The 13,341-nt window shown below is 66.3% G+C and carries 12 protein-coding genes and 1 pseudogene; 10 read left to right on the top strand and 3 right to left on the bottom strand.

From position 1 onward, the window contains the following. Window positions 1-10: 10 nt before the first annotated feature. From WH367_RS11270 to WH367_RS11245, 6 genes are all read left to right on the top strand, one after another. Window positions 11-577, top strand: coding sequence for an outer membrane protein assembly factor BamE (locus tag WH367_RS11270; protein ID WP_027010572.1), 567 nt, complete (start codon window positions 11-13; stop codon window positions 575-577). Window positions 578-692: 115 nt separating this feature from the next. After that, window positions 693-1,529, top strand: a complete 837-nt coding sequence (gene dapB, locus WH367_RS11265; RefSeq protein ID WP_339536109.1) for a 4-hydroxy-tetrahydrodipicolinate reductase — start codon at window positions 693-695, stop codon at window positions 1,527-1,529. A gap of 51 nt (window positions 1,530-1,580) precedes the next feature. Beyond that, window positions 1,581-2,309 carry a MotA/TolQ/ExbB proton channel family protein gene (locus tag WH367_RS11260; RefSeq protein WP_409515755.1) on the top strand — a complete coding sequence of 243 codons (729 nt, stop codon included), beginning with the start codon at window positions 1,581-1,583 and terminating at the stop codon, window positions 2,307-2,309. Window positions 2,310-2,337: 28 nt separating this feature from the next. Then, a complete protein-coding gene (locus tag WH367_RS11255) occupies window positions 2,338-2,763 on the top strand; it encodes an ExbD/TolR family protein (protein ID WP_339536108.1) in 426 nt (141 codons plus the stop codon). A 185-nt stretch (window positions 2,764-2,948) separates the two neighbouring features. Next, window positions 2,949-3,950 carry a DUF2157 domain-containing protein gene (locus WH367_RS11250; protein WP_339536107.1) on the top strand — a complete coding sequence of 334 codons (1,002 nt, stop codon included), beginning with the start codon at window positions 2,949-2,951 and terminating at the stop codon, window positions 3,948-3,950. Next, window positions 3,950-5,797: a GDYXXLXY domain-containing protein gene (locus WH367_RS11245; protein ID WP_339536106.1), complete on the top strand. Its 1,848-nt coding sequence runs from the start codon at window positions 3,950-3,952 to the stop codon at window positions 5,795-5,797. The genes WH367_RS11250 and WH367_RS11245 overlap by 1 nt, the downstream gene beginning before the upstream one ends. Window positions 5,798-5,810: 13 nt before the next feature. Here WH367_RS11245 and WH367_RS11240 read toward each other — a convergent pair whose 3' ends face one another. Beyond that, the gene (locus tag WH367_RS11240; protein ID WP_052329826.1) at window positions 5,811-7,037 is read right to left on the bottom strand and encodes a mechanosensitive ion channel domain-containing protein; all 1,227 of its coding nucleotides are present in this window, start codon (window positions 7,035-7,037) and stop codon (window positions 5,811-5,813) included. A 301-nt stretch (window positions 7,038-7,338) separates the two neighbouring features. Between WH367_RS11240 and leuS the strand changes: the two genes are divergently transcribed. The 4 genes and pseudogenes from leuS (at window position 7,339) to WH367_RS11220 (ending at window position 12,180) form a co-directional block, all read left to right on the top strand. Then, entirely contained in the window at window positions 7,339-10,038 is a 2,700-nt protein-coding gene (gene leuS, locus WH367_RS11235) for a leucine--tRNA ligase (RefSeq protein ID WP_339536104.1), read from the top strand. A 5-nt stretch (window positions 10,039-10,043) separates the two neighbouring features. Next, window positions 10,044-10,556 (top strand): LPS-assembly lipoprotein LptE, encoded by a 513-nt coding sequence (locus tag WH367_RS11230; protein WP_312990235.1) that lies wholly within the window; start codon window positions 10,044-10,046, stop codon window positions 10,554-10,556. Window positions 10,557-10,596: 40 nt separating this feature from the next. Next, entirely contained in the window at window positions 10,597-11,649 is a 1,053-nt protein-coding gene (gene holA, locus WH367_RS11225; protein ID WP_339536102.1) for a DNA polymerase III subunit delta, read from the top strand. Window positions 11,650-11,773: 124 nt separating this feature from the next. Continuing rightward, a pseudogene (locus tag WH367_RS11220) lies at window positions 11,774-12,180 on the top strand (VOC family protein). On the opposite strand, the gene WH367_RS11215 reads toward WH367_RS11220, so the two are convergent. Both WH367_RS11215 and WH367_RS11210 read right to left on the bottom strand, forming a co-directional pair. Next, entirely contained in the window at window positions 12,177-12,818 is a 642-nt protein-coding gene (locus tag WH367_RS11215; protein WP_339536100.1) for a hypothetical protein, read from the bottom strand. The pseudogene WH367_RS11220 and the gene WH367_RS11215 sit on opposite strands and share 4 nt — an antisense overlap. Next, window positions 12,818-13,336, bottom strand: a complete 519-nt coding sequence (locus WH367_RS11210; protein WP_339536098.1) for a carboxymuconolactone decarboxylase family protein — start codon at window positions 13,334-13,336, stop codon at window positions 12,818-12,820. Before WH367_RS11210 ends, WH367_RS11215 begins: the two co-directional genes overlap by 1 nt. Window positions 13,337-13,341: the final 5 nt, after the last annotated feature.

The raw sequence follows: 13,341 nt of genomic DNA, 5'->3' as shown, positions 1-13,341 counted from the left end.
GTCTAAAACCATGCCTGAATTTGTTCGTTCCGGTGTCCGCATGGCGGCGCTGTTGGCCCTGGGCGCCAGTGTGGCCGCTTGCGGCTCCTTCAATGAAGCCAGCCGTAAGTTCGCCAGCGCCATCACCCCCTACAAGGTGGAGGTGGTGCAGGGTAATGTGATCACCCAGGAGCAGGTCAACGCGCTGCAAAAAGGCATGAGCCGCCAGCAGGTCAAGGATCTGCTGGGCACCCCGCTGCTGGCCAGCGTGTTCCACGCCAACCGCTGGGACTACGTGTTCACCATCAAGCGCAAGGGTGTGCCCGAGCAGGAGCGCCGCTTTACCGTGTACTTCAACGACACCGGCCTGGAGCGCTTTGAAGGCGATGAGATGCCCAGCGAGCAGGAGTTCGTCGCCTCGGTCACGACCTCGATCAAGAACCCCAAGGTGCCGCGCCTGGAAGCAACGCCCGAGGAGCTGGCCAAGTACAAGGCCGATCAACCGGCCCCCGCCCCGAGCGCCGACACCAGCAGCAGCGACACGAGCACCGCCACGCCGCCCGCCAGCTACCCGCCGCTGGAATCCCCCCAGCGCTGATGCCATGGCGCTGGCATGCCCCCGCCCTGCACTGGCAGCGGGTGGCCAGCGCCGTCTTTGGGCCGTGTCCGATGTTTGCTGAGATGCCGCCCGTTTGAGCCCCAGGAAACCACCCATGACCGCCCCCCTCTCCCCCGACAACAGCCCCCGTATTGCCGTCGCCATTGCAGGCGCCAGCGGCCGCATGGGCCGCATGCTGATCGAAGCCGTGCTGGCCAGCACGGATCTGCAACTGAGCGGCGCGCTCGATGCCGCCGGCAACCCCAGCCTGGGCAGCGATGCCGGCGCTTTTCTGGGCCGCAACACCGGCGTGCAGATCACCGCCGACCTGGCCCAGGGCCTGCAAGGCGCGGATGTGCTGATCGACTTCACCCGCCCCGAAGGCACCCTGGCCCACCTGGCGCTGGCGGCTGAACGTGGCGTGGGCGTGGTCATCGGCACCACGGGCTTTAGCGAGGAGCAAAAGGCGCAGATCCGCCAGTTTGCCGACAAGACGGCGGTGATGCTCTCGCCCAATATGAGCGTGGGCGTGAACGTGACCTTCAAGCTGCTGGAGATGGCAGCCAAGGCCTTGCAGGAAGGCGGCTACGACATCGAAATCGTCGAAGCGCACCACAAGCACAAGGTCGATGCCCCCTCGGGCACGGCCTTGAAAATGGGCGAGGTGATTGCCGAAGCCCAGGGCACCCAGCTGGCCGACCGCGCCGTCTACGAGCGTTTTGGCCACACCGGTGCACGCGTGGCCAACAGCATCGGCTTTGCCAGCATGCGCGGCGGCGATATCGTCGGCGACCACACCGTGCTGTTTGCCGGCGATGGCGAGCGCATCGAGATCTCGCACAAGTCCAGCAGCCGCGCTGGCTACGCCAATGGCAGCCTGCGGGCAGCGCGCTACCTGGCACGCCAAAAAGCCGGCCTGTTCGACATGTACGACGTGCTCGGTCTGAAATAAACCCAGCCCGGTACCCCCACCCCGCTTTTACAAGGACGGCCAACCATGACGATGGGGCAATGGCTCTCGCAAGCAGACGGCGTCGCCCGGGCCACGGCCCTGGTCTTGTTGCTCATGTCCGTCACCAGCTGGGTGCTGATTCTCTACAAGGCCTGGTGGCTGGGCCGCGCCCATGGCGCCACCTTGCGTGCCACCGATGCCTTCTGGCAGGCGAGCAGCTGGGAGCAGGCACGCCTGGCGCTGCCAAGCATTGACCGCGCCGCCTTGCTGACCCCGGTGGCTGATGCGATTGCGCACATTGTGGCGGCCGAGCCCGCAGCCAACCACAGCCTGGCCGTGGCCAGCGGCGCCCAGGTGCAAACCACCCGCGTGCTGCGCGAGGCGCTGCATGGCGCCAGCCACCGGCTGCAGTGGGGGCAGACGGTGCTCGCTTCCATTGGGGCCACGGCCCCCTTTGTCGGCCTGCTGGGCACCGTCTGGGGCATCCACCAGGCGCTGGCGGCGCTGGCCGGTGCCGACCATGTCAGCCTGGAGCAGTTGGCCGGCCCCGTGGGCGAGGCGCTGGTGATGACCGCCGCCGGCCTGGCCGTTGCCTTGCCGGCCGTGCTGGCCTACAACCTGCTGGGCCGCAAGCTCGCGCAGGTCGAGGAGCTGCTCGAAGGCTTTGCCCACGACATGCAGACCTGGGCCTTGCAGCAAGCCGCCCAGGCGCCGCAGGCCTACGCCGGCATGCAGGCCCACAATGCCGTCGATAGCATCGCCCTGGTGGGCAGCCGCTGAGCCGCCGCCAACCCAGCCCCTTCGCACCATGGCATTCGGTCGCTTCAACAAAACCCCGGCCAGCGCGCCGATCAGCGCCATCAATGTGACGCCGCTGGTGGATGTGATGCTGGTGCTGCTGGTCATCTTCATCATGGCAGCGCCCTTGCTGGCCGCCTCCATCCGCCTGGACCTGCCCCAGGCCGCCAGTGCCACCCGGGCCAATCCGCCAGCGGCGATTGCGGTGCAGCTCAATGCCCAGGGCGCGCTGTTTGCCGATGGCCAGCCCACCGACATGGACGCCCTCAAAGCCCTGTTCAAGCAGCAGGCCGAGCGCAATCCGCAGACCGAGGTGCAGCTGTCCATCGACCAGAGCCTGCCCTATGCCCGCGCCGTCGAGCTGATGGACGCGGCGCAGAGCGCCGGCCTCAGCCGCATGGGCTTTGTCGCCCAACCCCAGGCCGCCGCGCGCTGAGCGTCCCGGCCCGGTCTCGCCTGGCGGGCTCCGGCAGTATCGTTTGAAGCTACCTGACCTGGCGCACACCTTAGCCCAGAAGCGTTTGGTTATATTGCAGGCTGTGTGCCGGCTGCCTGGGGCGGCTGCACCAGGGCCACCGCTGCACCGCCGTGCAAGCCGGCCCACCAACGAGGAACAAACGCATGGACTCCACCCTGTACCAGGTCAGCGCCCAGTCGGCGCCGGGCGACCCGCGCATCGCGCCGCTGTATGCACTGGCTGTCTCAGCCGGTGCCCCGGCCGATCTGGCCCGCAAGATCCGCGCCGGCCTGCTGCTGGTGGGCGCGCTGCTGGTGGCCAGCGGGCTGATCTTTTGGGTCGCGGCCAACTGGCAGGCGCAGTCGCACTGGTTCAAGCTGGGCCTAATCGAGGGCACGCTGGCGCTGTCCGTGCTGGCCGCCTGCCTGTGGCCGCGCCTGCGGCTGGCGGCGCTGCTGTGCGCCACCCTGGTGCTGGGCGGCCTGCTGGCCTATGTGGGCCAGACCTACCAGACCGGCGCCGATGCCTGGCAGCTGTTTGCCGCCTGGGCGGCGCTCTCGCTCATCTGGGTGGCACTGGCTGCCAGCGATCTGCTCTGGTGCGTCTGGGTGCTGATCGTCGCAGCCGCCATCGTGTTCTGGACCGGCAAGCTCGACCTCTGGCAGGTTCTGGTCGCTGACCGCGATACCCTGCCCCAGCTGCTGCTGCGCCTGGCGCTCTGGCTGGCGCTGGCGCTGGTGCCGCTGCTGGTGTACTGCGTGCCGGCCCTGCGGGTGCGCGGTGGCATGGGCTGGTGGTCGCAGCGCCTGGCGCTGGGCGGCGCGCTGGCAGCCTGGTCGGCCATTGCCACCGTACAGCTGTTTGACGAGGCCACGCGCCAGACCCTGGCGGCCTTTGCGCTCAGCGGCGCCTTGGTGGCTGCCAGCTTGCTGGTGGCGCTGTTCAGCCGTTTTCGCGACTTTATCTGCACCTGCCTGGCCACCTTGGCCGCCAATGTGCTGGTGCTGTCGCTCATTGCCCGCTGGATATTCGAGTGGCATGAAACCGAGGCCCTGCTCGCCTTTGCCGTGGTGGTGATGGTCTGCCTGGGCGCCTCGGTCAAGGCCTTGATGGCCGCGCAGCACTACCTGCATGCCCAGCAGCGCGACCACCAGGAGGTGCTGTGATGGCTGCTATCCGACCTCTGTCATTTCTGCGCACGCAACCGGCCTGGTGGTCCCCGGCCCGCCAGCAAGGCCTGGTGCAAGGCGATGCACCTGTGCAGGATCTGGATGAGCCCCCGGTCCTGGTGCTGGCGCTGGCCATGCTCGGTGCGCTGGCCAGCCTGGTGCCGCTGGCGGTATTTCTGGCGCTGGCGCTGGGCGAGCGTTTTGTCTTTGGTGCCGGCGGCGTGGTGCTGGGCCTGGTGTTTCTGGCCGCAGCCGGTGGTTTGATGCGCCAGTCCCGCCATGCCTTCATCAACTGCGTGGCGCTGGTGCTCTGGTGCGCGGGCGGGCTGCTGGTGCTGGTCAACCTGGGCGATGTGGCTGACTCGCGCCTGGGTGTGCTGCTGATTGGTACCGTCTCGGCGCTGGTGCTGATGCTGGGCGCCGCGCTGGCGCAGATGCGCTGGATCCAGTCGCTGATGGGCCTGGGCTGGGGCATGGCCGTGGTGGTGAGCCTGATGGCGCTGCAGTCCTGGCTGCAGTCCTGGCTGCCGGCCTTGCTGCCGCTGCAGCTCGATGCGTTGCTGCCTGCGCTGCTGTGGTGCCTGTGGTTGCGTGGCGAACCCGCGCGCCTGGCCACGCCGGCGCAGCGCTGGTCCCAGCCGCGCTGGGCCGCCTTTGCCGATGCGGCCATCGTCGGCGTGCTGATCAGCAATTTCGCCTCGGGTTATGTGGCCCGCGCCATCTTCTGGGAGCAGAGCGGCGACTTCATGCCCTGGGCCTTTCCTGCCGGGCGCGCGCTGGCCGTCGTCGTGGTGGCGCTGTCGACCTGGATGCTGGCCCGCCAATGGCGCGCGCGCGGCACCACCAACCGCCAGGGCGAGCACAGCCTGCTGCTGGCGGGCGCCATGCTGGCACTGGCCGCCTGGTTCAGCACCGGGCTGGCCGTTGTTGGCCTGGTCGCTGCGGGCGCCTTGCTGGCGGCGCGCTGGCGCATTGCGGTGCTCTGCGCGCTGCTGGCGCTGGTCGCCCTGGGCCAGTTCTACTACCACCTGGGTTGGTCGCTGGCGGCCAAGGGCCTGGGCCTGGCGCTGGCTGGCGCGCTGCTGCTGGCCTGCCTGTGGGCGCTGCGCCGCGCGGCCGATGCCGGCGCTGGCGCAGACACGCAGCCCGCAGCGCCGCAGCGCCGGCTGCAATGGATCGGACTGGTCGTGGGCGCAGTACTGGCGCTGGGCCTGGTCAACTGGGATGTGCGCGGCAAAGAGCAGGTCATTGCCCATGGCCAGCGCATCCTGGTACCGCTGATCCCGGTGGACCCGCGCTCCTTGATGCAGGGCGACTATATGGCGCTGAACTTTTCGCTGCCCTTTGAGATGCGTGAAAAGCTCAAGGACATCGTCAGCGCCAGCCAGCTGGTGCGCGCCAGCGTTGACGACCAGGGCGTGGCCACCATCTTGGGCTTGCTGACCGCGACCGAACCCTTGCAAAAAGGCGAGCTGGCGCTGCCGCTCAAGCGCCTCAAGGGCCAGTGGGTGCTGGTGACCGATGCCTACTTCTTCCCCGAAGGCCAGGGCCGCCATTTTGAGCAGACCCGCTATGGCGACTTCCGCGTGCTGCCCGATGGCCGCGCGCTGCTGGTGGGCCTGGCCGATGGCGATGGCCAGCCGGTGCTGCCGCTGCCCGGCCGCTCGATCTGGGAAAGCCCGCTGGGCATCACCAGCCCGGAAGCGACCGGCGCGGCCAGCGAAGCGCCAGTGCCAGAGGCCGACGAGCCGGTGGCCGTGGCGCCCGAGCCGCTGCCCGAGGCGGTGGCGAATGTGCCCTCACCGTCACCCGCGCCAGCACCGGCCCAGGGGGCGCGGCGCTAGGCAACAGACAGGCTCAGCGCTGCAGGGCCTGCACTTCGTGCTGGCGCAGCGCCACCTGCATGTCATTGCCCGATGGCACCTGGAACACGCGCAGGCCAAACTCCGGCAGGATGGCGATCAGGTGGTCAAAGATATCGCCCTGGATCGCCTCGTACTCTAGCCAGGCGGTGGTGTCGGTAAAGGCATAGATCTCGAGCGGCGAGCCCTGGTTGGTCGGCTCCATCGCGCGGGCCATCAAGGTCATGTCCTTGCGCAGCTTGGGGTGGGCCTGCAAATAGGCATTGCAGTAGGCACGGTAGGTGCCGATGTTGGTGAGCTGGCGCAGGTTGACGATCTCGTCGGCCATGTCCGGTGCCTTGGCCGAGAAATCCTGGTTGTAGGCAGTGATCTCGGCGACCTTGCCTTCCAGGTAGGGGCGCAGCAGGGCGATATGGCTCAGCTCGGCGATTTCAGCGCGGGTCAGAAAGCGCACCGAGGTGGTGTCGATGCACAGGGGCCGCTTGATGCGGCGGCCGCCCGATTCCGACATGCCGCGCCAGTTCTTGAAGCTGTCGCTCATCAGGCGCCAGGTGGGGATGGTGGTGATGGTGTTGTCCCAGTTGCGCACCTTGACGGTGTTGAGCGCCATGTCCACCACGGCACCATCGGCGCCGACCTGGTTCATCTCCAGCCAGTCGCCCACGCGCAGGATGTCATTGCTCGACAGCTGCACTCCAGCGGTGAACGACAGGATCGTGTCCTTGAACACCAGCATCAGCACTGCCGACATGGCGCCCAGGCCGCTGAGCAAAATCAGCGGCGAGCGGTCGATCAAGGTCGCCACCATCACGATGCCCGCGACCACCATCACCAGCATCTTTCCCAGCTGCACATAGCTTTTGACCGAGCGCGTGCTTTGGGCAGATTCCAGCTGGTTCTCGTTGGCCTCCTGGATGCCGTCCATGATGGCGCACAGCAGGCGCGCCACCTGCAGCGCCGTCACCGCAATCGCCACATTGCGGATCACCGTGCTGGCGATGACCGGCAGGTGCGGCACCGCAGCAATGCCCGTCTGGACCACCAGCGAGGGCACGATCTGCGCCACGCGCACCAGAATGCGGTTGTCCAGCAAGGTACGCAGCCAGGCCGCACCCAGGCTGGAGCGAAAGCGCGGCACGATCTGCAGCAGCGCCATGCGCACCACCAGGCGCAGTGCATAGGCCAGCAATACCAAGGCCGCCAGACCGGCGGCCGTTTGCATCCAGGGTTCGTATTGGTCCAGGGTTTCCCAGGTCACGAGGCAGAGTCCTTTCAAAGGGGGATAAATCGGATGGAAATGGGGAGATGCGGCTGGCGCGGCCCTGGGCGCACCGCCTAGGGCGAGACACCAGCATATTGGCTATCAATACAGAGATAACCATTTATTTTTACATGGCATGTATAACCGCACCCCAGCGTGCGGCACTCGCCATCCACGGGCTATGGCGATGGGCCTACAATCTTTGCCCAATTGACCTCGCCCCGGAAAGCCCGTGGGCGGCCGCTTTTTCCTGACCAGTTCCATGCAAGAAAAATACAACCACTCCGACGTAGAAGCCGCCGCGCAAAGCCAGTGGCAAGCCCAAGATGCCTACCGCGTGTCCGAGGACGCGGGCAAGAAAAAGTTCTACGCCTGCTCCATGCTGCCCTACCCCAGCGGCAAGCTGCACATGGGCCATGTGCGCAACTACACCATCAACGACATGCTCACGCGCCAGCTGCGCATGCAGGGCTACAACGTGCTGATGCCCATGGGCTGGGATGCCTTTGGTCTGCCGGCCGAGAACGCCGCGATCAAGAACAGCGTGCCGCCTGCGCAGTGGACCTACGACAACATCGCCTACATGAAAAAGCAGATGCAGGCGATGGGTCTGGCGATCGACTGGAGCCGCGAAGTGGCGACCTGCGACCCCGACTACTACAAGTGGAACCAGTGGCTGTTCCTCAAGATGCTGGACAAGGGCATCGCCTACCGCAAGACCCAGACCGTGAACTGGGACCCGGTGGACCAGACCGTGCTGGCCAATGAGCAGGTGATCGACGGCCGTGGCTGGCGCACCGGCGCGCTGGTGGAAAAGCGCGAGATCCCGGGCTACTACCTGGCCATTACCCAGTACGCGCAAGAGCTGCTGGACCATGTGCAGATGGGCAACGACAAGGCGACCTTGACCGGCTGGCCCGACAAGGTGCGCCTGATGCAGGAAAACTGGATCGGCAAGAGCGCCGGCGTGCGCTTTGCGTTCACGCATGGCGTGAAGAACGCCGATGGCAGCTTGATCGGCGACGGCAAGATGTATGTCTTCACGACGCGTGCCGACACCATCATGGGCGTGACCTTCTGCGCCGTGGCCCCTGAGCACCCACTGGCCACGCATGCCGCCGCGTCCAACCCAGAGCTGGCGGCCTTCATCGAAGAATGCAAGAAGGGCGGCACCACCGAGGCCGAACTCGCCGTCAAGGAAAAGGAAGGCAAGCCCACGGGCCTGTTCGTCACCCACCCGATCACCGGCGCGCAGGTCGAGGTCTGGATCGGCAACTATGTGCTGATGAGCTATGGCGACGGCGCCGTGATGGGCGTGCCCGCCCATGATGAGCGCGACTTTGCGTTTGCCAACAAGTACAGCCTGCCGATCCGCCAGGTGGTGGCCGTCGAGGGCGAAGGCCCCTACGACAGCCAGCAATGGCAGGACTGGTATGGCGACAAGGAACGCGGCGTACTGATCGCCTCGGGCGACTTTGATGGCCTGCACTACAAGGAAGGTGTGCAAGCCGTCGCCAAGGCGCTCGAAGCCAAGGGCCTGGGCGAGCTGAAAACCACCTGGCGCCTGCGCGACTGGGGCGTGAGCCGCCAGCGCTACTGGGGCACCCCTATCCCGATCATCCACTGCGAAGACTGCGGTGCCCAGCCCGTACCCGAGAAGGACCTGCCGGTCGTGCTGCCGCAAGACCTGGTGCCCGATGGCTCGGGCAACCCGCTGATCAAGAGCGAAGCCTTCCACGCCGGCGTGGTCTGCCCTTGCTGCGGCAAGCCGGCCCGCCGCGAGACCGACACCATGGACACCTTTGTGGATTCGTCCTGGTACTTCATGCGCTATTGCGATGCCAAGAACAGCGAGAAGATGGTGGCCGACGGCGCCGACTACTGGATGCCGATGGACCAGTACATCGGTGGTATCGAGCACGCGATCCTGCACTTGCTGTACGCACGCTTCTGGACCAAGGTCATGCGCGACCTGGGCCTGGTCAAGGTCGACGAGCCCTTCACCAAGCTGCTCACGCAAGGCATGGTGCTCAACCACATCTACAGCCGCCGCACCGCCAAGGGTGGCAAGGAATACTTCTGGCCCAAGGATGTGGAGCAGGTATTTGACGAGACCGGCAAGGTCGTGGGCGCCCAGCTCAAGGTGGCTGTGGACAGCGCCGATGGCCTGCTGCCCGTTGGCACCGCGATCGACTACGAGGGCGTGGGCACCATGTCCAAGTCCAAGAACAACGGTGTCGACCCGCAGGACCTGATCGAGAAGTACGGCGCCGATACCGCGCGCCTCTACACCATGTTCACCGCACCGCCCGAGCTGACCCTGGAGTGGAACGAGTCGGCCGTCGAAGGCAGCTACCGCTTCCTGCGCCGTGTCTACAACTTCGGCAGCAAGCTGCATGCGCCAGAGTTCGATGCTGCGCGAGCCCAGGCGGCCAGCGCTGCCGGCGCCGCCTTCGGCAAGGAAGCCAAGGCGCTGCGCCTGGAGATCCACACCGTGCTCAAGCAAGTGGCCTATGACTACAGCCGCATGCAGTACAACACGGTGGTGTCAGGCGCGATGAAGATGATCAACGCGCTGGAAGATTTCAAGGCCGTGGACAGCGAAGGCGGCCGCGCCGCGTTGGTCGAAGGCTTTGGCATTTTGCTGCGCGCGCTCTACCCGGCCACGCCCCACCTCACGCAGGTGCTGTGGGATGCGCTGGGCTACCAGCAAGCCTTTGGCGGCCTCCTGGATGCCGCCTGGCCCGAGGTCGATGCCCAGGCGCTGGTGCAGGACGAGATCGAGCTGATGCTGCAGGTCAACGGCAAGCTGCGCGGCTCCATCATCGTCGCTGCCGGCGCTGACAAGGCCACGATTGAAGCCGCTGCTTTGGCCAATGAAGACTTCCAGAAAATCGCCAATGGTGCGACCCCGAAGAAAGTCATCATCGTGCCGGGCCGCCTGGTGAACGTGGTAGTCTAAGCGCCATGCAAAAACGCACGCTGCTTACTGCCCTGGCAAGCGTGCCGCTGCTGGCGGCATGCGGCTTCAAACTGCGCGGATCGGTGGATTTCGCCTTCAAATCGCTGTATTTGAACGGCAACGCCAATTCGGGCTTCCTCAAAGAGCTGCAACGCCACCTGGAGGCTGCCGGCAGCCTGCAGGTGCTGCGCGACCCGAGCCAGGCCACGCAGGCCGAGGCCATCTACGATGACCTGGGCCAGCGCCGCGAGCGCGTCGTCGTCTCGCGCAATGCGGCCGGCGAGGTGCGCGAGCTGCAGATCCGCCTGATCACGCGCTTTCGGGTGCGTGATGCCAAGGGCGCCCTCTATGTGCCCGATTCCGAGCTGATGCAGTACCGCGAGATCAGCTACCTGGAAACCTACGCACTGTCCAAGGCGAACGAAGAGGAAATGCTCTACCGCAACATGCAGACCGACATCGTTCAGCAGATCGTGCGGCGCCTGGCCATCGTCAAGTCCGTCACCCCTACCGAATGACAAGCGCTGCGGCCACGCAGCGCTGGAAGCGCCACCAAGCATGCAAGTGCCGTTGAATCAGTTGAGTGCCCAGCTGGGCAAGGGGCTGCGGTCTCTGTACACCGTGCATGGCGACGAGCCCCTGCTGGTGCAGGAGGCCGTCGATGCCATCCGCGCCAGCGCGCGCGCCAACGGCTATACCGAACGCAGCAGCTTTACCGTTGCCGGCGCGCATTTTGACTGGAGTGCGGTGCTCGCTGCCGGCGGGAGCCTGAGCCTCTTTGCCGACAAGCAGATCATCGAAGTGCGCATCCCCAGCGGCAAGCCCGGCAAGGACGGCAGCACGGCGCTGCAGCAGCTGGTCAGCAGCAGTGTGGACAACGACAGCACCTTGACCATCGTGGTGCTGCCGCGCCTGGACAAGGCCACCAAGACCGGCGCCTGGTTTGCCGCGCTGGAGTCGCATGGCGTCACCCTGCAGGTCGACAGCATCGAGCGCGCCGCGCTGCCCGCCTGGATCGCCCAGCGCCTGCAGCAGCAAAAGCAGCATGTCAAAGCCGGTGAGGAAGGCCAGCGCACCCTGGCCTTTTTTGCCGACCGGGTCGAGGGCAACCTGCTCGCCGCCCACCAGGAAATTCAAAAGCTCGGCCTGCTCTACCCGGCAGGCGAGCTGGGCTTTGAGCAGGTCGAGCAGGCAGTGCTGAATGTCGCCCGCTACGACGTGTTCAAGCTCTCGGATGCCGTGCTCTCCGGCCAGGTGCTGCGCACCGAGCGCATGCTCAACGGCCTGCAGGCCGAGGGCGAGGCCGAGGTGCTGGTGCACTGGGCGCTGGCCGAAGACATCCGCGCGATGAAGCGGGTGAAGGACGCGCTGCGCAACGGCCGGCCCATGCCCATGGCCCTGCGCGAGAACCGCGTCTGGGGCAACAAGGAGCGCCATTTCGAGCGCGTGCTGCCCCGCATCAGCGATGCCACCGTCGCCCGCCTGCTGCACTCGGCCCATGCGGTCGATGGCATCGTCAAGGGCCTGAAGGTGCCCGAGTGGCCGGCCAACGGCTGGCAGGCGCTGCACCGCCTGGCCCTGCAAACCTGCAAGGCCTGCAGCAGCCGCTAAAGTCCCTCAGCCCCACTCCCTGCCGTGGTCTGAACACGGTCTCGGGCGCTCGGCAAGCGCTGCATGGCCCGCTGGTGCGGGTCCAGGAATATGTTCTAAAAAAAAGGCGCCCACCATGCAAGCACTGCAGTTCGGCTACACCATCGTCTATGTGCCCGATGTTGCCGCATCGCTGGCCTTTTTCTCGCAGGCCTTTGGCCTGGCCACCCGTTTTCTGCACCCCTCGGGCAGCTACGGCGAGCTGGAGACCGGTGCCACCACCTTGGCCTTTGCCGACCATGCGCTGGGCCATGCCAACTTCAGCGGCGGCCATGTGGCGGCCATGTGGCGGCCTCTGCATCGGCTCAGCCGCTGGGTGTGGAGATTGCGCTGGTCAGCAGCGATGTCGCTGCGGCCTACGAGCGTGCACTGGCCGCCGGTGCAACCGCCTTGGCAGCACCGACCACCAAGCCCTGGGGCCAGGTGGTGGCTTATGTGCGCTGCCCGGATGGCAGCCTGGTGGAACTGTGCTCGCCGGTGGCCAGCTCCTAGCTTATCGCCTCCACCAGCGGTTGCGCATCAAACATCGTGCGCCGGGTGTTGGTGAAATGCGGCCGCACGCGCGCGCTCCATGGGGTACCCCGCACCGCCAGCCAGGCCGGGCAGCCCATCACCTCGGCATCGACCAGGTCATAGCAGGCCAGCGACAGCGGCCCATGGTCCAGGTTCAGGTAGCGAAAGGCCTGGGCGGTGCCGGCCACGCTGGCCAAGCCAGGCAGATGCTCCTGGTCATACCAGGCAAACAACTCGTCCTGCCAATCGGCCTCGGGGTCCATCTCGACGGCGTAGTGCACCGGCGTGGCTTCACCATTGGCCGGACCGATACAGTGCATCACCAGCTGCAGGCGCGAGAGCTCGCAAGCGGCCAGGCCGGCGCTGCCTGCGCTCTGCAAGCGGCGCTCGGCCTGCCGCGTTTGATCGGCGCTCAGCGGCTGCGGGCTGCCGAGTGCGAAGTACAGATAGGCGATGCCTTGGGGCTGCTGGGCCACGCGTACTAGCCGCAGATCAGCAAAATCCCTGCGCAGCAGCGCCAACGCGGTCTGCGCCAGCGCGCTGGCGGTTTCATGGGCTGCCGGCGTGCAGCGCAGCAGCAGGCTGTCGATAGCGGTAGCAGGTGCGGGTGCGGGCATCAGTGGCCAATCTCAAAAGCGTTCAAAAAGCGCGACACCATGTTGTAGGCGCCGATGGTGGCAAACAGCTCCACCTGCTCTTGCGCATTGAAGCGCGCGGCCACTTGTGCAAACAGGGGCTCGGGCACCTGCAGATCGCGGGTCAGCGCATCAGTCACTGCAATGGCCAGCTGCTGCAGGCCATCCCAGGCCGGGCTGGCGGTGGTGCCGGTGTCGCGCGTCGCATCGATGGCGGCCTGCGTCACGCCGGCCTTGAGCGCATGCGGCACATGGGCCTCGAACTCATAGGCCGCCTGGTTGAGCATGGCCACCCGCAGGATGATCAGCTCGCGCAGCCCGGCATCGATGCTGCTGTAGTTGCGCACGGCAGAGAGCATCTGCTCCCAGCCTTTGGCAATGGCGGGGCTGTGCAGCAGCACCTGGTAAAGCGGCGAGATGCGGCCGCGCTCGGCGCGTATCTGTTGCTCCAGCTCCGCCAGCGCACTGCGGCTGCCTGGCTCAATCGCTTCAATGCGCATGGCAG

This window comes from Comamonas sp. MYb21, assembly GCF_037479395.1.
Lineage (GTDB): Bacteria > Pseudomonadota > Gammaproteobacteria > Burkholderiales > Burkholderiaceae_C > Comamonas.
Note: the sequence above shows the minus strand (reverse complement) of the source record. Positions and strands in the feature narration are given on the sequence as shown.